Raw genomic sequence first — 17,177 nt, forward strand, 5'->3', positions numbered from 1 at the left:
GACGCTCGTTCTCCCTGAATCATCTACCCAATTCCGGGGCGAGGCGTGCCGCTCCGGCGGAAGGGGGCGGCAGTATGCGGCTGGGGCGGTGGGAAACCTCCCGCCAGCTCCGGGGATAAGCTCCGAATCCGACACCAACCGAGCCGGCAGACGAGTGGGAGTGGCACGCGGTGGACTACGCCGAGCATGTGATGGACCTGGTGGGCAACACACCGCTGGTGCGCCTGAACGCGGTCGCCGAGGGGCTCAGCCCGCTCGTGCTGGCCAAGGTCGAGTACTTCAACCCGGGCGGCAGCGTCAAGGACCGCATCGCGCTGCGCATGGTGGAGGCGGCCGAGAGGTCGGGGGAGCTGCGCCCTGGCGGGACCATCGTCGAGCCGACCTCGGGGAACACCGGGATCGGGCTGGCGATGGTGGCCCAGCGCAAGGGGTACCAGTGCGTGTTCGTCTGCCCGGACAAGGTCAGTGAGGACAAGCGCAACGTCCTCAAGGCCTACGGGGCGGAGGTCGTCGTCTGCCCGACGGCGGTGGCCCCCGAACACCCGGACTCCTACTACAACGTCTCAGACCGCCTCGTCTCGGAGATCCCGGGCGCCTGGAAGCCCAACCAGTACGCCAACGAGAACAACCCCGCATCGCACTACGCGGCCACCGGCCCCGAGGTGTGGCGGCAGACCGACGGCCGCATCACCCACTTCGTCGCCGGTATCGGCACCGGCGGGACGATCTCGGGAACCGGCAGGTACCTCAGGGAGGTGTCCGGGGGCGCCGTGAAGATCGTGGGCGCCGACCCGCACGGCTCCGTGTACTCGGGCGGCACCGGACGGCCCTACCTGGTAGAGGGGGTCGGCGAGGACTTCTGGCCCACCACCTACGACCAGGACATCTGCGACGAGATCATCGAGGTGTCCGACGGCGACTCCTTCGCCATCACCCGCCGGCTGGCCCGGGAGGAGGGCCTGCTCGTCGGCGGATCCTGCGGGATGGCCGTCGCCGCCGCCCTCCGGCTCGCCGAGCGCTGCGGCCCCGAGGACGTCATCGTCGTCCTGCTCCCCGACGGCGGCCGCGGCTACCTCGGCAAGGTCTTCGACGACGACTGGATGGCCTCCTACGGGTTCCTGTCCCCCGACCACAGCGGAGCGAGCGTCGGCGAGGTGCTCCGCCGCAAGGACGGCACCCTGCCCGACCTGGTGCACGCCCACCCGAACGAGACGGTGGCCGAGGCGGTGGCTGTGCTCCGCGAGTTCGGCGTGTCCCAGATGCCCGTGGTCAACGCGGAACCACCGATCATGGCCGCCGAGGTGGCGGGCGCCGTCAACGAGCGACGGCTGCTCGACGACCTGTTCGCCGGCCGCGCCAAGCTCTCCGACCGGGTGGAGGAGCACATGTCGGAGCCGTTGCCCACCATCGGCGCCGGGGAGTCGGTCAGCGCCGCGATGCGGGCGCTGGCGAACGCGGACGGCGCGTTGGTGCTGATGGACGGCCGCCCGGCCGGCGTGGTCACCCGACAGGATGTCCTCGGCTTCCTCGCCGGGCGCTGAGCACCGGGCGTGGGGTGCTCGCCGGGTGGACGACGGGCGTCGTCGTCGGTCGAACCTGTCCCGTACTGGCATAACGCGGGCACGGCATCCGATACGGTGACCCGAACGTAATGCGGAACTGATCCACCTCTAGGGGGTTACCACCCGATGAGCGCCCCACAGCCGCCGCAGGGCGAGCAACCAGCACAGTCCGAGAACGCGGAGGGCGGCACCGCCAAGCTCCCGGAGCCGTCGGCGGTGACTCCGCCCGCCGTGCCCGAGGGAACGACGCCGCCGGCTGGCGGGGGCGAGTCGGCCGACCAACAGCCCCCTTCGGCGGAAGCGGCGGCGCCCGCCGCCGAGCCGGCCCTGGCCTCGCCGCCGCCGGCCGCTGGCGGTGCGCCGAGCGGGACCGACTCCACGCAGGTCGTGTCCGGGGCCGGTGCCGACCGGCCCTTGGAGCAGCGGACCAGCGTGGTGAGCGCCCCGTCCGCCCAGGACGCCAACCCGGACGCGACCCAGGTGGTGCGCCCCGGACAGCAGGCACCGGCCGCGGCCGCCGCGCCGTCCAACCCGGACGCCACCCAGGTCGTCGCCCCGGGCCAGGCACCGGCGCAGCCCGCGTACGGCCAGCCGCAGCCGGGGCAGCAGCCCGGGTACGGGCAGCCGGGGCAGCCGCCGCAGTTCGGCCAGCCGCCGGGTGGGTTCCCCCAGCAGCCTGGGTACGGGCAGCCGCCGCAGTTCGGCCAGCAGCCCGGCTACCCCCAGCAGTCCGGTGGGTATCCGCAGCAGCCCGGGTACGGCGCTCCCGGCGCCTACCCGCAGCAGCCGGGGTACGGCCAGCCGCAGCCGGGGCAGCAGCCCGGGTACGGGCAGCCGGGGCAGCCGCCGCAGTTCGGCCAGCCGCCGGGTGGGTTCCCCCAGCAGCCGGGTTACCCGCAGCAGCCTGGGTACGGGCAGCCGCCGCAGTTCGGCCAGCAGCCCGGCTACCCCCAGCAGCAGGGGTACGGGGCGCCGGCCGGTGGCGCCGACGAGAAGTTCCTCAAGCTCGCCATGTTCCTCACCATGGGGCTGATGGGCCTGAGCGCTGTCATGCAGGTCATCAACATGGTCACCTTCGGGCAGTTCGCGATGACCAGCTCCCTCGTCGGGATCGTCCTGGCGGCCGGTGTGGGCGCCTGCGCGTTCTTCGCCGGGCAGCAGGGCCAGGAGTGGGGCCGGATCGTCATCACGGTCCTCGCGGCGCTCGGTGTCCTCGGCGGGATCATGGCCCTGACGACCGCTTCCATGCTCGGCGGGATCTTCCTCATCATCGCGGTCGTCACCCTCCTCATCTGGGGTGGCATCCTCGCGGTCTGGTGGCTGCCGGGCACCACGCGCGCGATGAAGGCCAAGCGCGGTGCGGGATTCGCCCAGCAGCCGCAGCAGATGCCACCCCCGCCCGGGTACTGATCAGCGAACGGCGAACGGGGGAGCCCGGCGGCCACGGACCCGCTCTGCGCGGGACCTCGTCGCCGGGCCTCCGCCCGTTCGGGCCGGCCGTCGGCCGCCCTCGGGCTGCTCCAAGCGGAGTGGCCCCTGCTCTACCCTGGGCCGCATGAGTCAGACCTCCTCCGGCGAGCGGTTCGGATTCGCGACCAACGCCATCCACGCCGGGCAGGAACCCGACCCCACCACGGGTTCGGTGATCGTGCCCATCCACGCCACCTCGACCTACGCGCAGGACGGCGTGGGCGGCCTCCGCGGCGGCTACGAGTACTCCAGGACCGGGAACCCCACGCGGACGGCGCTGGAGGAGTGCCTGGCCGCCCTGGAATCCGGTCGCTTCGCCCGCGCCTTCGGGTCCGGGATGGCCGCGACCGACGCCGTGCTCCGCGCGGTGTGCCGGCCGGGGGACCACATCCTCATCCCCAACGACGCCTACGGCGGCACCTTCCGGCTCGTCGACAAGATCCTCACGCAGTGGGGCATCGAGTACACGCCCGTCCCGCTGTCCGACCTGGACGCGGTGCGCGCCGCCGTCCGGCCCACCACCCGCCTGCTCTGGTGCGAGACGCCCACCAACCCGCTGCTCACCGTCGCGGACATCGCCGGCCTGGCTGGGATCGCGGCCGACGTTGACGCGCGGCTGGTCGTGGACAACACCTTCGCCTCGCCCTACCTCCAGACCCCGCTCGCGCTGGGCGCCGACGTGGTCGTGCACTCCACCACCAAGTACCTCGGCGGCCACTCCGACGTCGTGGGCGGCGCCGCGGTCACCTCGGACCCCGAACTCGACGAGAAGCTGGCCTTCCTCCAGAACGGCGCCGGCGCCGTCCCCGGCCCCTTCGACGCCTGGCTGACCCTGCGCGGGCTGAAGACCCTCGCCGTGCGGATGGATCGGCACTGCGACAACGCCGAGCGCATCGCGGTGGCGCTCGGCGAGCACCCCCGCGTCCGCGCCGTCTACTACCCCGGTCTGCCCACCCATCCCGGGCACGAGGTCGCGGTGAAGCAGATGCGTCGCGGCGGCGGCATGATCTCCTTCCTCGTCGACAGCGAGGAGGCGGCGCTGGAGGTGTGCTCCCGGACGAGGCTGTTCACCCTGGCCGAGTCGCTGGGCGGCGTGGAGTCGCTGATCGAGCACCCCGGTCGGATGACGCACGCGAGCACCGCCGGTTCGCAGCTCCAGGTCCCGGCGGAGCTGGTGCGGCTCTCGGTGGGGATCGAGGACGTCGACGACCTGCTGGACGACCTGCTCACCGCGCTCGGCTGATCCGCGCCGAGCCGTGGCGCCCACGCCTCACACGACGGACGGCCCGCCCCGGGCCGAGCTCCCTCGGGAGCTCGACGGGACGGGCCGTCATCGGGACCGTCGTCAGACCAGGCTCGGCGTCGCGGGCCTGGTCATGGCTGCCAACGCAGGACCGCGTCGGAGCCGGGATGGTTGGTGTCGGGCAGCTGGCCGGCGTCGAGACAACTGTGGACGAGTTCCACGGCGCCGTCGCGCTGCTCGTAGTACGGAGTCTCCGCGCAGTCGGCCCGTGTGACGGTGATCACCGCCACGGCGGCCAACGCAGTGGCCGCGGCAACGCTCGACACCAGCGACAGCAACCCCGGATTTCGGGTCACCTGCACGGCCTTACCTCCCTGCGCAATTCGGGGCTGGTCGGACAGACTCGCTGTCTGCCAAGGGTACTAGCCTTTTTCGTTACCAGTTCGAGAAATATCCACCCCTGAGCTGTTCGGTCGACCGTCGCCGGCCGTTCGCCGAACCGGTGGCGCTCCCCCGCCGCCGGCGCCGACCACCGTCCCCCACTCGGCGCAACCGCTGGCAGGATATGCCTCATGCGACTGGTCAGCGTTGATCGGATCATGGCCGCCCGTGAACTGTTGGCCGGAGTGATCCGTCAGACGCCAATCATGCACTCCCGGGTTCTCAGCGAGCGCTGCGGGGGGCAGGTTCACCTCAAGTGCGAGAACCTCCAGCGCACCGGTTCCTTCAAGATCCGGGGCGCCTACACGAGGCTGCACGGACTGACCCCCGAGCAGCGGGCCAGGGGGGTGGTGGCCGCGTCGGCGGGCAACCACGCCCAGGGAGTGGCCTACGCCGCCTCCCTGCTCGACACCCGCGCGACCGTCTTCATGCCGGAGGGCGCGCCGCTGCCCAAGCTCGCCGCCACCCGCTCCTACGGCGCGGAGGTGCACCTGTGGGGCGCCGGGCTCCAGGAGAGCCTGGTCGCCGCCCGCGAGTACGCGGCCGAGACGGGAGCCGAGTTCATCCACCCCTTCGACCACCCGGACATCCTGGCCGGTCAGGGCACCATCGGGTTGGAGCTGCTCGACCAGCTCCCCGAGTTGGCCACCGTGGTGGTGGCCACCGGGGGTGGTGGGCTGCTGGGGGGCGTCGCGGCGGCGGTGAAGGCGCGCCGCCCGGACGTCAGGGTGATCGGAGCCCAGGCCGAGAGCGCCGCCGCCTGGCCGGCATCCCTGGCCGCCGGCGCGCCGGTGCCGGCACCTGAGTTGCGCACGATGGCCGACGGCATCGCGGTGAAGGAGCCGGGGCCGGTCACCTTCCACCACGTCTCCACCCTCGTCGACGAGATCCTCACCGTCAGCGAGGAGGCCCTGTCCCGAGCGTTGCTGCTCTGCCTCGAACGGGCGAAGCTGCTGGTGGAGCCGGCCGCGGCCGCGGCGGTCGCCGCCGTGCTCGACCACCCCGGCCGCTTCCCCGGCCCCATCGCCGTCATCCTCTCCGGCGGCAACATCGACCCGCTCCTGCTGTCGCACGTCATCCAGCACGGCATGACCGCCGGGGGCCGCTACCTCGCCGTGCGGGTGCGGATCTCCGACCGGCCGGGTTCCCTCGCCGCCCTGCTCGCCGAGGTCGGCGAGCTGGGAGCGAACGTGATCGACGTCGAGCACTCCCGGATCTCCGGGGCGCTCGCGCTCGGCGACGTCGACGTCGCCCTGAGCCTGGAGACCAGGGGGCCGAGCCACCGCCACGAGGTGGTGGCCGGGCTCACCCAGGCGGGGCACGTCGTCACCCCCCAGTTCTGAGGTGACCGACCCCGCGACACAGGGCGGGGCCGACCCCGTGGCCGGCCCCGCCAGGCGTTCGCGCGCCGCGCTCAGAGGTTGCCGCGCCGCTCCTGCTCCCGTTCGATCGCCTCGAACAGCGCCTTGAAGTTCCCCTTCCCGAAGCCCAGCGACCCGTGGCGTTCGATCAGCTCGTAGAAGACGGTCGGCCGGTCCCCGACGGGTTTGGTGAAGATCTGGAGCAGGTAGCCGTCCTCGTCGCGGTCGACCAGGATGCCGCGTCGCTGCAACTCGTCGATGGGCACCCGGACCTTCCCGATGCGGGCGCGCAGTTCCGGGTCCTCGTAGTACGAGTCCGGGGTGACGAGGAACTCCACGCCCCTCGCCGTCATCTCGTCCACGCTCGCGAGGATGTCGTTGGTCGCGAGGGCGATGTGCTGGCACCCGGCCCCCGTGTAGTACTCCAGGTACTCGTCGATCTGCGATTTCTTCTTGCCGAGCGCGGGCTCGTTCAGCGGGAACTTCACCCGGTGGTTGCCGTTGGCGACCACCTTGCTCATCAGCGCCGAGTACTCGGTGGCGATGTCGTCCCCGACGAACTCCGCCATGTTCACGAAGCCGAGCACCCGGTTGTAGAAGGACACCCACTCGTCCATCCGCCCCAGCTCCACGTTGCCGACGCAGTGGTCCACGGCCTGGAACAACCGCTTCGGCGATCCCTCGGGCCGCTGGATCGTGCCGGCCCTGGCGACGTACCCGGGCAGGTAGGGGCCCTGGTAACGGGAGCGGTCCACCAGCGTGTGCCGCGTCTCCCCGTAGGTCGCGATCGCCGCTCTGCGGACCGTGCCGTGCTCGTCGGACACGTCGTGCGGTTCCTCCAGGACCTGGGCGCCCTGTTCCCTGGCGTGGGCCACGCACCGGTCGACGTCCGTCGTCTCCAGGGCGAGGTCCACCACCCCGTCGCCGTGGCGGCGGTGGTGGTCCAGCAGAGGGCTCTCCGGCCGCACCCCGCCGGTGAGCACGAACCGCGCGGAACCGGCCTTCAGGACGAAGGCCCGGTGGTCGGCGTTGCCGGTCTCCGGCCCCGAGTAGGCGACGAGTTCCATGCCGAAGGCGTGCTGGTAGTAGAGCGCGCTCTGGGTCGCGTTCCCGCAGACGAACACGACGGCGTCCATCCCCTTCACGGGGAACGGGTCGCGCGACTCGTCGTAGTCGACCAGCCCGACGAGCTGCCTCATCTGGTCGAAGCTGACATCGTCGATACCTGGTGCCGGCACGGTCTCGGTCATGGGTTCCTCCACTGCCCTCGAACGCTGGGATGGCGCTGGTTCGGTGGCGCCAGCATGAGCAGCCGCCGGCACGCTGCGCAACGCGATCACTTCGTGTTGCGCAGATTGCGTAGTCACGGGTCCTGACACCGGGGCAGGATGGGCAGGGTGCACAGGGAGATGACGTGACGTCGCGGGAACGGCCCATGCTCGACCGGCTCGACGCGCGCCTGCTGTTGTTGTTGACCGACCACCCGAGGCTCGGGGTCCTGGAGTGCTCGCGGAGGCTGAAGGTGGCCCGGGGCACGGTGCAGGCCCGGTTGGACCGCCTGGTGCGGCTCGGGGCGCTGACCGGCTTCCCACCGCAGATCAGCCTGCCGGCGCTCGGCTACGGGCTGACGGCGTTCGTGGTCCTGGAGATCGCCCAGGGCCGTCGGGACGAGGTGGTGTGCCACCTGCGGCGCATCGAGGAGGTCTGCGAGGTGCACGCGACCACCGGTGAGGGCGACCTCCTGGTGCGACTGGTGGCCCGCTCGAACGACGACCTGCAACGCGTCATCGACGAGGTGGTCTGCGCGGAGGGAGTGCAACGCACCTCGACCTCGATCGCGCTGTCCACCCCGGTGGCGCCCCGGGTCCGCCCGCTGCTGGAACTGGTGGCCGAGCCAACCGCCTCCCACGACGACCCACCACCAGGACGCGAACCGGGGCCCGACCCAGCGTGGGTCGGGCCCCGGTCGGGCAGTGGGGGTCAGGCGGAGTAGGGCACCGCCTTGACCAGGGTGACCTTCATCCGGCCGCCGCTGGGCAGCTCGTACTCGCGGTCCTCGCCCTCCTTGGCGTCCAGCAGTGCCTCGCCGAGCGGGGAGTTGGGGGAGTACACCTCCAGGTCACCCTGGAAGCCCTCCTCCCGGGTGGCGAGCAGGAAGGTCTCGGTCTCGTCGTCACCGTCGTAGCGGACCGTGAGCACCATGCCGGGCTGCGCGATGCCGGACTCGGTCGGGGCCTCGCCGACCTTCGCCACCCGCAGCAGCTCCTGGAGCTGCCGGATCCTGGCTTCCAGCTGACCCTGCTCCTCGCGCGCCGCGTGGTACCCGCCGTTCTCCTTGAGGTCGCCCTCCTCGCGGGCGGCGTTGATCTTCTCGGAAATGACGGGGCGGCTCGCGATCAACTCGTCCAACTCGTGCTTGAGCCGGTCGAAGGAATCCTGGGTCAGCCAGGTCACCTGGGTCTCGCTCACGGTCACCACTCCTCGTCTGTCCCGGGCACGGGTACGCGCCCGCAGCTATCCGGGCTTCCCGCCGGATACGGAAAAACACGGCCCACTGGGGACCGTGCCGTGAGGGCAGGTTAGCACGACGACACCCGGCCCGTCGCCGATTTCTGAGCGCCGGACCGGTGCGTGAGCTGCGGTTCACCCGCTTGGCGGCACCTCCGAATCCGGCTCGACGGACGAGCCTCTGGTGAGGTATTCGGGCACGTCATGGGAGCACCCGAAGACCTCACCCATGATGGGAGGTTTCGAGGTCAACACGGTGCTGGTGTGCCTCGCCGGGGACTCGCCCGGCGGGATCAGCACCTCCCGCCGGCCCGACTCGTCGCCGTCCGCCGACCGCGCCCGCAGGACGCACACCGCGCTGCGGCTCGGGTCGTCCCGCATCACGTCGAAGGAGATGCGCAACGAGTGGTCGTCCGGTGCGTCGAACGAGGTGTGGTCCGCCGAGACCGGCGGGCTGCCCCAGTTCTGGTAGGCCGTGACGGAGGCCCACAGGCCCACCATCAGCACCGCGACCCCGGTCAGGGCGCCCACCCAGCGGGGGAACCGGCGCGCGGGGGCGCGACGGTAACGTCCGGCGGGCCGGCCTGGTGCTCCGTTGCTGGTCACGGTCTACCTCGACCTCCGCGCGAGGTTGTCATGGCTGCCGGGAACAATGGTCCTCGGGACGACGTTAGCTGTAGTCGTCTGAGCAGTATCCCCGGACGGTCCTCCGCGACGTCCCGGCGGGTGCGGTTACGTGTAGCAGGAGGGACGTCGGTTCCGAGATGGCCGAAAAGCTGCGTCTGATGACGGTGCACGCTCACCCAGACGACGAGTCGAGCAAGGGAGCGGCGACGCTCGCCAAGTATGTTGCGGACGGTCACGAGGTGATGGTGGTCACCTGTACCGGTGGTGAGGCGGGCAGCATCCTGAACCCGGCCATGGACCGACCGGACGTGCTGGAGAACATCACCGAGATCCGCCGGGAGGAGATGGCGAAGGCCGCGGCGATCCTCGGCGTCCACCACCGCTGGCTGGGCTTCGTCGACTCGGGTCTCCCCGAGGGTGACCCGCTCCCGCCGCTGCCGGAGGGCTGCTTCGCCCTCACCGACCTGGAGGTGTCCACCGAGGCGCTGGTCCGGGTCATCCGGGAGTTCCGCCCGCACGTCGTCATCACCTACGACGAGAACGGCGGGTACCCCCACCCCGACCACATCCGCTGCCACGAGGTGTCCGTCGCGGCGTTCGACGCGGCGCCGGACCCCGACCGGTTCCCGGGCGCGGGGGACCCCTGGCAGCCGTTGAAGCTGTACTACTGCCACGGTTTCTCCAGGGCGAGGATGCAGACCTTCCACGACACGCTCACGAGCCGTGGTGTGGAATCACCCTATGCCGAATGGCTGGAGAGCTGGGATCCGACCCGCCCGGACGTCATGGAACGGGTGACGACGCGGGTCGAGTGCGCGGACCACTTCGAGACGAGGGACGCGGCGCTGTTGGCCCACGCCACCCAGATCGACCCGAACAGCCGCTGGTTCGCCGTGCCGGTCGACATCCAGCGGGAGGTCTGGCCGACCGAGGAATACGAGCTGGTCCGTTCGCTGGTGGACACCACGTTGCCGGAGGACGACCTGTTCGCGGGAGTGCGTGAGAGGGTGTCCGTGTGATGTGGTCCGCTGGAGCGATCGCCGGGACGATGGTGGCTTTCGGAGTCGACAACCCGGGAGGGCAGGGTGAGGACTTCGGCAAGTCCTCACCGGTCGCTCTGGTGGTACTGATCCTGTTCTTCGTCGCCGTGGGTTTCCTCGTCCGGTCGATGACCAAGCACCTGCGGCGGCTGCCCACCAGCTTCGACGAGCCGGGCTCGGCCCAGGGGGAGGAGCGGGGCGGGCCCGCCGGCGACGTGCGCGGCGCCGACTCCTCCGACCCGGACGCCCCGTCGGCGACCGCAGGCGAATCCTCGGCGACCAGCGGCCACACCGGGCGCTGAGCCCCGGCGGCACCGGGGCGGGAGGCCGCCGCGCACCGTCCCCGCCCCGCCCCTCGGGGTGCTCAGAAGAACCCCGAGGGTGGCGCCGGGGACGGTTTGGCCGAACCATCCCGGACGGGTGCGGAGGTGCCGGCGAAGGCATCCAGGTCGCTCCCCTCGACCAGCCGGGCCGGTGCCGGATCGCCTGAGACCAGGCGGGTGAGCGCCGCCACCGGCAGCGGCGCGTGCGACGCCACGAGCACCAGGTTGCCGAAACGACGACCCCGCAGCACCCCGGGCTCGGCGATCAGCAGCACCTCGGGGAACACCGCGCGGAGGGTCGCCACCTGCCCCCTGGCGAAGGCCAGCGGTGGTCCGTCGCCGACGTTCGCCCCGTAGACACCGCCAGAGCGCAGCACCCGGCTCGCCTGCTCCGCGAACTCCACCGTGGTGAGGTGCGCGGGCGTCCTCGCACCCGAGAAGACGTCGACCAGCAGCAGGTCGGTGCTGTCCTGGCGGTGCCCGGTGAGCCACTCCCTGGCATCGGCGGCGCTGACCCGGACCCGCGTGCGGGCATCCAGCGGGAGGCGTTCCCGGACGAACTCGGTCAGCCTGCCGTCCGGTTCCACGGCCCGCTGCCGGGACCGGGGACGGCGGGCCCCCACGTAGCGGGCCAAGGACAACGCGCCGCCTCCCAGGTGGACGACGTCCACCGGAGCGCCCGGCGGGGCCGCCAGGTCGACCACGTGGGCCAACCGCCGCATGTACTCGAACTCCAGGTACTCCGGGTCGGCCAGGTCGACGTGCGACTGGGGGGTGCCGTTCACCAGCAGCGTCCATCCCGAGGAGCGGTCGCGGTCCGGTCGCAGCTCGGCCACTCCCTGGTCGACCTCCCGGCTCTCCGAGGCCCCGCCCCAGCGTTGCCTGCCTCGTTCCGTCGCCGACCCACGTGCTCTCACCGCCCCAGTGTGCCGGGACGCCCCGGCCGACGCCGAGGCCGCCCAAGACCACTCGCGGCCACGAGCGGAGCTGGTCCCGCCTCCCGGCCCCGGCTCCCGGCCCGGCTCCCGGCCCTGGCCCGCCGGGCGACGGCGAGGCGGTCGACGCAGTAGCGTCGGCGGGGAGTGGGCCCGGGCGGGGCATTCGGAGGGGACGGGCCGCGAGGTCCCGGTCCGCCGCCTCCAGCCACCGGGTGATCGCGGACACCACGGAACCTGAGAGGGTGGCGGTATGGCTGACCGGCTGGCGAACGCGACGAGCCCCTACCTGCGGCAGCACGCCGACAACCCGGTCGACTGGTGGCAGTGGGGGCCCGAGGCGTTCGAGGAGGCACGACGCCGGGACGTCCCGGTGCTGCTGTCGGTCGGCTACGCCGCCTGCCACTGGTGCCACGTGATGGCCCACGAGTCCTTCGCCGACCCCGAGGTCGCGGAGCTGATGAACCGGCTCTTCGTCAACATCAAGGTGGACCGCGAGGAACGCCCCGACGTGGACGCGGTGTACATGGAGGCCACCCAGGCGATGACGGGTCACGGTGGTTGGCCGATGACCTGTTTCCTCACCCCCGAGGGTGAGCCCTTCCACTGCGGTACCTACTACCCGCCGACACCCCGGCCGGGACTGCCCTCCTTCCCGCAGCTGCTCCGCGCCGTGGGGGAGGCGTGGGCGGAGGACTCGGCGCGAGTCAGGACGGCCGCTGCCGACATCGTGGCCAAGCTCGCCGAGTACGGCGGGCCGCTGCCCGAGGCCCCGGTGAACGAGGAGGTGTTGGCCCGGGCCCGCACCGCCGTGATCGCCGACGTCGACACCCGCCACGGCGGGTTCGGCGGCGCCCCGAAGTTCCCGCCGTCCATGGTCCTGGAGTTCCTGCTGCGCCACGCCGAACGGGCCGGCGACGAGGGAGCCCTGGCCGTCGCGCTCTCCACCGCCGAGGCGATGGCAAGGGGCGGTATCTACGACCAGCTCGCCGGCGGCTTCGCCCGGTACAGCGTCGACGCGCGGTGGGAGGTGCCCCACTTCGAGAAGATGCTCTACGACAACGCGCTGCTGCTCCGGGCCTACGCCCACCTGCACCGGTTGACCGACTCCCCGCTCGCGAGGCGCGTGACCGAGGAGACAGCGTCCTTCCTGCTCCGCGAGCTGCGCACCCCCGAGGGAGGGTTCGCCTCCTCGTTGGACGCCGACACCGACGGCGTCGAGGGGCTGACCTACGTCTGGACCCCCGAACAGCTGCGGGCCGAGCTGGGGGAGGACGCGGAATACGCGGCCTCCGTCCTCGCGGTCACCGAGGAGGGCAACGTCGAGGGTGGCGCGTCCACGCTCCGGCTACCCCGTGACCCGGAGGACCGCGACCGCTTCGAGCGGGTGCGAGCCCGGCTGTGGGCGGCCCGGAACGGCCGCCCGCAACCGGACCGGGACGACAAGGTGATCACCGGGTGGAACGGGATGGCGATCGCCGCGCTGGCCGAGGCGGGCGCGGCGCTGGACGAACCGTCCTGGGTGGCAGCCGCCGAGGAGGCCGCAGGGCTCCTGCTGGACCTGCACCTCGCCGACGGGCGGCTGCTGCGCGGCTCCCGGGACGGTGTCGCCGGGGCGGCCCTGGGTGTGCTGGAGGACCACGGCTGCCTGGCCGACGGACTGCTCGCCCTCCACCAGGCCACCGGTACCCGGCGATGGCTGACCGAGGCGCTGGGACTGCTGGACGCCGCGCTCGCGCTGTTCCAGGACGAGGAGGCGCCCGGCCGGTTCCACGACACCGGCGACGACGCCGAGGCCCTCGTGCGCCGTCCCTCCGACCCCGGTGACAACGCCACCCCGTCAGGCGCGTCCTCGCTGACCGGCGCCCTGCTCACCGCCTCAGCCCTGGCCGGCCCCGAGGCCGCCGGGCGTTACCGGGAGGTGGTCGACCAGGCCCTGACCCGCCACGGGATGCTGGCCGAACGCGCCCCCCGGTTCGCCGGGCACTGGCTGTCGGTGGCCGAGGCGGTCGCGGCCGGACCGGTGCAGATCGGCCTGGTACTCGCGCCGGATGACCCGCGCGGCCGCGAGCTCCTCGCGGTGGCCCGCCGCCACGCACCGGGTGGGGCGCCCGTGGTGGCGGCGGTGGCCGGTCACGACGGGACCAGCCCGCTGCTCGCGGGCCGTGGGCTCGTCGGCGGCCAGTCCGCCGCCTACGTCTGCCGGGGCTACGTCTGCGACCGGCCGGTGACGGGGGCCAGTGAACTGCGGGACCTGCTGCTCTCCGCCCGGGAACACTGAGACGGGTCGTGCGCCGGAGTGGCAGCGCCAATCGGTTGGCGTGACGTCGGAACAGCCGGGAGCGGCCACTGGGTGGCGCGCGACGCCTCGGGCCCAGGACCGTGTCCCCGCCGGTAGCGGACCGTGCCTCGCTGGGTGGCGGGCACGTTCACGGCCGCGTCGCGCGTACCCGCCGGGACAGACCACCGAGCACGGTGACCACGGAGGGCCGCGTCCCGTCCAGCGTGGGGGTAGCGGCGGACGGTCGGAGCTGTTCGCTGATCTTCACAGGAGGGGGCTTCCCTTGCTAGCGTGAGGTGGTCGCGTGTGGTGTCCGCGACGCGCTGGGTGTCGAGTGGAGGAACCTCCCGTTGCCGGGAGGAGCCACGACGTACGACCCGCGCGCACCCGCTTTCCGGGGGCGGTGACTCGTGCCCCTGGAGGTCGTGGTTGAGGCGAAAGCGACTGGTTTCCCGTCCCGCGATGGAGGATGCCCACCCCCGCAAGAACGATGTCGTCCCGGACCGCCGTCCCGATGACCCCGCACTCGATGCGGCGACCTCGGGGTGGGGCACCACCCTGAGGTACGCGCTCCTGCTCCTCGTGCGCCGGGGGAGCGTCGGCCTCGGCGCGCTGTTGTTGCTCGACTTCGCGCACCGCAGCGGCGTGTTGTGACCGCTCGGGGCGGTGGGGGTGCGGTGGGGCCGCGGGGGCTCGTCGCGCCCCCGCGCGGCCCCTCAGGCGTAGAGGACGAGCCAGATCGCGACGTAGTGGGAGAGCGCCGCGAGGGCCGTGGCGGCGTGGAAGAACTCGTGGTACCCGAAGGTCTCCGGCCAGGGGTTGGGCCACCGCGTGCCGTAGAACACCGCGCCGAACGTGTAGAGCAGGCCGCCGACCAGTAGCAGGGCCACGGCGGCGACGCCCCCGACCTCGGCGAGGTCGGGGATGACGAAGACGGCCACCCAACCGAGTGCGACGTAGATCGGCACCCCGAGCCACCGAGGCGCGCGCGGCCAGGCGAGTTTGAGCACGACGCCCCCGACCGCCCCGCCCCACACCACGGCGAGCACCAGGCGCCCGGTGTCCGGAGGCAGGGCGAGGAGGGTGAACGGGGTGTAGGTGCCGGCGATGAACAGGAAGATCATCGAGTGGTCCAGCCGCTTCATCCACAGCCGGGCGCTCGCGCTGACCCAGTTCCGGCGGTGGTACAGGGCGCTGACGCCGAACAGGCCGAGCACGGTGATCGTGTAGACGGTGGTGGAGAGGGCCGCCCGGGCGCTGACCGTGGTCGCCGCCAGCACGATCAGCGTCACGCCGGCGCCGATCGAGACCAGGAACGACCAGAAGTGGATCCAGCCGCGAGCACGCGGCTTCGGCGGTACCGGTGGCGGGGCGATGCCGTTCGTAGCGGTCACGCTCCCGAGGTTACGGCACCGTAGGTTACGCGTCAGTAGCGAGTTCCCCGTGGCGGGGACGTCGGGGCCACCGGGTCCTCGGCTGGCGAGCGGTGCAGCACGTCCGGCACGTGTTCACCGGCCGGGGCCGGTCGGTAGGCTCGTCCCGTGGGTGTGCTGACTCGGACACGGGACGTGGTCTACGGGGTCTACGAGTGGCGGCTGAGGAAACACCTCGCCGGTCTGCCCGCTCCCCGCCACGTCGGGGTGATCCTGGACGGCAACCGGCGGTGGGCGCTGGAGGCGGGCTTCGCCGATATCAGCGACGGCTACCGGGCCGGGGGCCGGAAGATCGCCGAGCTCCTCGACTGGTGCGCGGAGGCGCGGGTCGAGCTGGTCACGCTCTTCATGCTCTCCAGTGACAACGCGAACCGCCCCAGGGAGCAGCTCCAGCCGTTGCTCGACGTGATCGCCGACGTCGTGGACCAACTCGCCGAGCCGACGAACCCGTGGCGGATCAGGATCGTCGGCGCGCTGGACCTGCTGCCCGCCGACACCGCGGCGCGCTTCTCGGCGGCGGAGACCAGGACGAGGGACCGCGACGGGGTCGCGGTCAACATCGCCGTCGGCTACGGGGGGCGGCAGGAGATCGCCGACGCGGTGCGCAAACTGCTGCACGACCGCGCGGACCAGGGGGGCTCACTGGAGGAACTGGCGGACGAGCTCAGCGCCGACCACATCACCCGGCACCTCTACACCTCGGGGCAACCCGACCCGGACCTGGTGATCCGGACGTCGGGCGAGCAACGGCTCTCCGGGTTCCTGCTCTGGCAGTCGGTCTACTCGGAGTTCTGGTTCAGTGAGGTGCACTGGCCGGAGTTCCGGAGGGTGGACTTCCTGCGCGCGCTGCGCGACTACGCCAACCGCCACCGCCGCTTCGGTTCCTGAACCCGCGCGGGGCGCGGCCGGTGCGGCTGGGGGGAGCCGGCCCGCCCGGGGTGCCGGTGACCCGTTCGCCCGAGTTCGGCGCGGGATCGGTGACGCCCAACCCCCGGACAGGCGAAGGGCGCCCGGATCGCTCCGGACGCCCTCCGGGGGCAACGCCGAGGCGTTACCTCACTTGCCCGCTTCGATCTCGACCTTGTTGTGGTCCAGGATCGGGGCGTTGGTGCAGTCGTTGATCTGCGGCGAGGCAACCGGAATGATCACGCCGAGGACCGCGACGTTGTTGCCGCAGAGCTGGATCGGCAGCACGCTCAGGTTGTTGTCGTTCAGAATGTTGATGCCGTCGTTGTCGTAGCTGTCGGCGCTCGCGACGGGGGCCAGCATCATCAGACCGGCTGCGGCGCCAGCCACAGCACCTGCCTTCTTCATCACGATGTTCTCCTCAGGGTCGTGTGTTTCGGGAGTCCCGGTGCGCTGTTGCTCGCGGCCCACAGCTGAGCGCTGCGCGAGCAGTCATCCCTTGCGGGACGACGGTCCCCGTGCTGGACGCGCCCGGCGTCGTGCCTGGGGTTCCCGCCTCGTCGGAACTGACCTGCAGGTTGTTCCGACAGCTCCTCCGCGGGCGTTTACGGTCTCCGAGCCACTCCCGGCGACCAGCTTCGACAAGGACATCCCGACTCCTTCTCCTCCGCCTTCCGGAACACGCCGTGGTGCACTGTGGCCCGAACCGGAATTCGGGTCTGGTGGGGCGTCGGACGCCTTTCGGAGGGAAAACTAACAGGGGGTCCCGCGAATCGAAAACCGGATCACACCATTGAGTGAGAAACAGTTTCATGTTATTCGGGTTCACCTCGTCGATGGTCATCCTGAAGGGTGAAAATAGGGGGAATATCGAGGTTCACTCGGATAAGCAAAATTCCAGCTCACGGCCTCGTGCGGTGATCACTCCGTGTGGTCGCCACAGGTAGGACGTGGGGGGACGGGTCCTGATGGGAGGGTCTCCATCTGCTAAGAGACCCGCCGACGGCACCCTCGGTCGTGACCCGCGCCCGCTCGGCGGCGGCGCAC

Annotated in this window: 16 protein-coding genes and 1 pseudogene; 10 read left to right on the forward strand and 7 right to left on the reverse strand. The window is 71.7% G+C overall.

The features are described from left to right. The first annotated feature begins 170 nt into the window (after nucleotides 1–170). The 3 genes from ACOJVX_RS03080 (at nucleotide 171) to ACOJVX_RS03090 (ending at nucleotide 4,275) form a co-directional block, all read left to right on the forward strand. Nucleotides 171–1,541 (forward strand): cystathionine beta-synthase, encoded by a 1,371-nt coding sequence (locus tag ACOJVX_RS03080; protein ID WP_026417367.1) that lies wholly within the window; start codon nucleotides 171–173, stop codon nucleotides 1,539–1,541. Nucleotides 1,542–1,688: 147 nt separating this feature from the next. Beyond that, nucleotides 1,689–2,972, forward strand: coding sequence for a hypothetical protein (locus tag ACOJVX_RS03085; protein WP_422647225.1), 1,284 nt, complete (start codon nucleotides 1,689–1,691; stop codon nucleotides 2,970–2,972). 145 nt (nucleotides 2,973–3,117) lie between these two features. Beyond that, a complete protein-coding gene (locus ACOJVX_RS03090; RefSeq protein ID WP_418154016.1) occupies nucleotides 3,118–4,275 on the forward strand; it encodes a cystathionine gamma-synthase in 1,158 nt (385 codons plus the stop codon). 131 nt (nucleotides 4,276–4,406) lie between these two features. Here ACOJVX_RS03090 and ACOJVX_RS03095 read toward each other — a convergent pair whose 3' ends face one another. Further along, the gene (locus tag ACOJVX_RS03095; protein ID WP_162182518.1) at nucleotides 4,407–4,631 is read right to left on the reverse strand and encodes a hypothetical protein; all 225 of its coding nucleotides are present in this window, start codon (nucleotides 4,629–4,631) and stop codon (nucleotides 4,407–4,409) included. Between the two features lie 216 nt (nucleotides 4,632–4,847). On the opposite strand from ACOJVX_RS03095, the gene ilvA reads away from it, so the two are divergent. Continuing rightward, nucleotides 4,848–6,059 carry a threonine ammonia-lyase gene (gene ilvA, locus ACOJVX_RS03100; RefSeq protein WP_422647226.1) on the forward strand — a complete coding sequence of 404 codons (1,212 nt, stop codon included), beginning with the start codon at nucleotides 4,848–4,850 and terminating at the stop codon, nucleotides 6,057–6,059. A gap of 71 nt (nucleotides 6,060–6,130) precedes the next feature. On the opposite strand, the gene hppD is transcribed toward ilvA, so the two are convergent. Further along, complete coding sequence (gene hppD / locus ACOJVX_RS03105; RefSeq protein ID WP_026417364.1) at nucleotides 6,131–7,327, reverse strand: 4-hydroxyphenylpyruvate dioxygenase; 1,197 nt, start codon at nucleotides 7,325–7,327, stop codon at nucleotides 6,131–6,133. Between the two features lie 185 nt (nucleotides 7,328–7,512). On the opposite strand from hppD, the pseudogene ACOJVX_RS03110 reads away from it, so the two are divergent. Next, a pseudogene (locus tag ACOJVX_RS03110) lies at nucleotides 7,513–7,968 on the forward strand (Lrp/AsnC family transcriptional regulator); the annotation flags it as partial. Between the two features lie 89 nt (nucleotides 7,969–8,057). On the opposite strand, the gene greA reads toward ACOJVX_RS03110, so the two are convergent. Both greA and ACOJVX_RS03120 read right to left on the reverse strand, forming a co-directional pair. After that, entirely contained in the window at nucleotides 8,058–8,546 is a 489-nt protein-coding gene (gene greA, locus ACOJVX_RS03115) for a transcription elongation factor GreA (RefSeq protein ID WP_081715240.1), read from the reverse strand. A 174-nt stretch (nucleotides 8,547–8,720) separates the two neighbouring features. Further along, entirely contained in the window at nucleotides 8,721–9,191 is a 471-nt protein-coding gene (locus ACOJVX_RS03120) for a DUF4307 domain-containing protein (protein WP_051313313.1), read from the reverse strand. Nucleotides 9,192–9,349: 158 nt separating this feature from the next. Here ACOJVX_RS03120 and mca point away from each other — a divergent pair, with 158 nt between their 5' ends. Beyond that, on the forward strand, nucleotides 9,350–10,231 hold the full coding sequence (gene mca / locus ACOJVX_RS03125; protein WP_026417361.1) for a mycothiol conjugate amidase Mca: 882 nt from the start codon (nucleotides 9,350–9,352) through the stop codon (nucleotides 10,229–10,231). Then, nucleotides 10,231–10,554: a hypothetical protein gene (locus tag ACOJVX_RS03130; RefSeq protein WP_035273416.1), complete on the forward strand. Its 324-nt coding sequence runs from the start codon at nucleotides 10,231–10,233 to the stop codon at nucleotides 10,552–10,554. Before mca ends, ACOJVX_RS03130 begins: the two co-directional genes overlap by 1 nt. A gap of 62 nt (nucleotides 10,555–10,616) precedes the next feature. Here ACOJVX_RS03130 and ACOJVX_RS03135 read toward each other — a convergent pair whose 3' ends face one another. Then, nucleotides 10,617–11,492, reverse strand: a complete 876-nt coding sequence (locus ACOJVX_RS03135; protein ID WP_026417359.1) for a spermidine synthase — start codon at nucleotides 11,490–11,492, stop codon at nucleotides 10,617–10,619. 271 nt (nucleotides 11,493–11,763) lie between these two features. Here ACOJVX_RS03135 and ACOJVX_RS03140 point away from each other — a divergent pair, with 271 nt between their 5' ends. Next, on the forward strand, nucleotides 11,764–13,791 hold the full coding sequence (locus ACOJVX_RS03140) for a thioredoxin domain-containing protein (protein ID WP_422647227.1): 2,028 nt from the start codon (nucleotides 11,764–11,766) through the stop codon (nucleotides 13,789–13,791). A gap of 462 nt (nucleotides 13,792–14,253) precedes the next feature. After that, nucleotides 14,254–14,445: a hypothetical protein gene (locus tag ACOJVX_RS03145; protein ID WP_418154021.1), complete on the forward strand. Its 192-nt coding sequence runs from the start codon at nucleotides 14,254–14,256 to the stop codon at nucleotides 14,443–14,445. A gap of 62 nt (nucleotides 14,446–14,507) precedes the next feature. Here ACOJVX_RS03145 and trhA read toward each other — a convergent pair whose 3' ends face one another. Continuing rightward, a complete protein-coding gene (gene trhA / locus ACOJVX_RS03150) occupies nucleotides 14,508–15,185 on the reverse strand; it encodes a PAQR family membrane homeostasis protein TrhA (RefSeq protein WP_103055748.1) in 678 nt (225 codons plus the stop codon). A 147-nt stretch (nucleotides 15,186–15,332) separates the two neighbouring features. Between trhA and ACOJVX_RS03155 the strand changes: the two genes are divergently transcribed. Beyond that, nucleotides 15,333–16,112, forward strand: a complete 780-nt coding sequence (locus ACOJVX_RS03155) for an isoprenyl transferase (RefSeq protein ID WP_026417355.1) — start codon at nucleotides 15,333–15,335, stop codon at nucleotides 16,110–16,112. Between the two features lie 168 nt (nucleotides 16,113–16,280). Here ACOJVX_RS03155 and ACOJVX_RS03160 read toward each other — a convergent pair whose 3' ends face one another. Then, nucleotides 16,281–16,538, reverse strand: coding sequence for a hypothetical protein (locus ACOJVX_RS03160; RefSeq protein ID WP_030147009.1), 258 nt, complete (start codon nucleotides 16,536–16,538; stop codon nucleotides 16,281–16,283). Nucleotides 16,539–17,177 lie beyond the last annotated feature (639 nt).

Source organism: Actinoalloteichus caeruleus, assembly GCF_049311605.1.
Lineage (GTDB): Bacteria > Actinomycetota > Actinomycetes > Mycobacteriales > Pseudonocardiaceae > Actinoalloteichus_B > Actinoalloteichus_B caeruleus.

What these genes read in the sequence shown, in the direction of transcription:
- ACOJVX_RS03085 (WP_422647225.1), top strand. Translation starts at nt 1,689, where the DNA reads ATGAGCGCCCCACAGCCGCCGCAGGGCGAGCAACCAGCACAGTCCGAG.
- ACOJVX_RS03090 (WP_418154016.1), top strand. Translation starts at nt 3,118, where the DNA reads ATGAGTCAGACCTCCTCCGGCGAGCGGTTCGGATTCGCGACCAACGCC.
- ilvA (WP_422647226.1), top strand. Translation starts at nt 4,848, where the DNA reads ATGCGACTGGTCAGCGTTGATCGGATCATGGCCGCCCGTGAACTGTTG.
- hppD (WP_026417364.1), bottom strand. Translation starts at nt 7,327, where the DNA reads ATGACCGAGACCGTGCCGGCACCAGGTATCGACGATGTCAGCTTCGAC.
- mca (WP_026417361.1), top strand. Translation starts at nt 9,350, where the DNA reads ATGGCCGAAAAGCTGCGTCTGATGACGGTGCACGCTCACCCAGACGAC.
- ACOJVX_RS03130 (WP_035273416.1), top strand. Translation starts at nt 10,231, where the DNA reads ATGTGGTCCGCTGGAGCGATCGCCGGGACGATGGTGGCTTTCGGAGTC.
- ACOJVX_RS03140 (WP_422647227.1), top strand. Translation starts at nt 11,764, where the DNA reads ATGGCTGACCGGCTGGCGAACGCGACGAGCCCCTACCTGCGGCAGCAC.
- ACOJVX_RS03145 (WP_418154021.1), top strand. Translation starts at nt 14,254, where the DNA reads ATGGAGGATGCCCACCCCCGCAAGAACGATGTCGTCCCGGACCGCCGT.
- ACOJVX_RS03160 (WP_030147009.1), bottom strand. Translation starts at nt 16,538, where the DNA reads ATGAAGAAGGCAGGTGCTGTGGCTGGCGCCGCAGCCGGTCTGATGATG.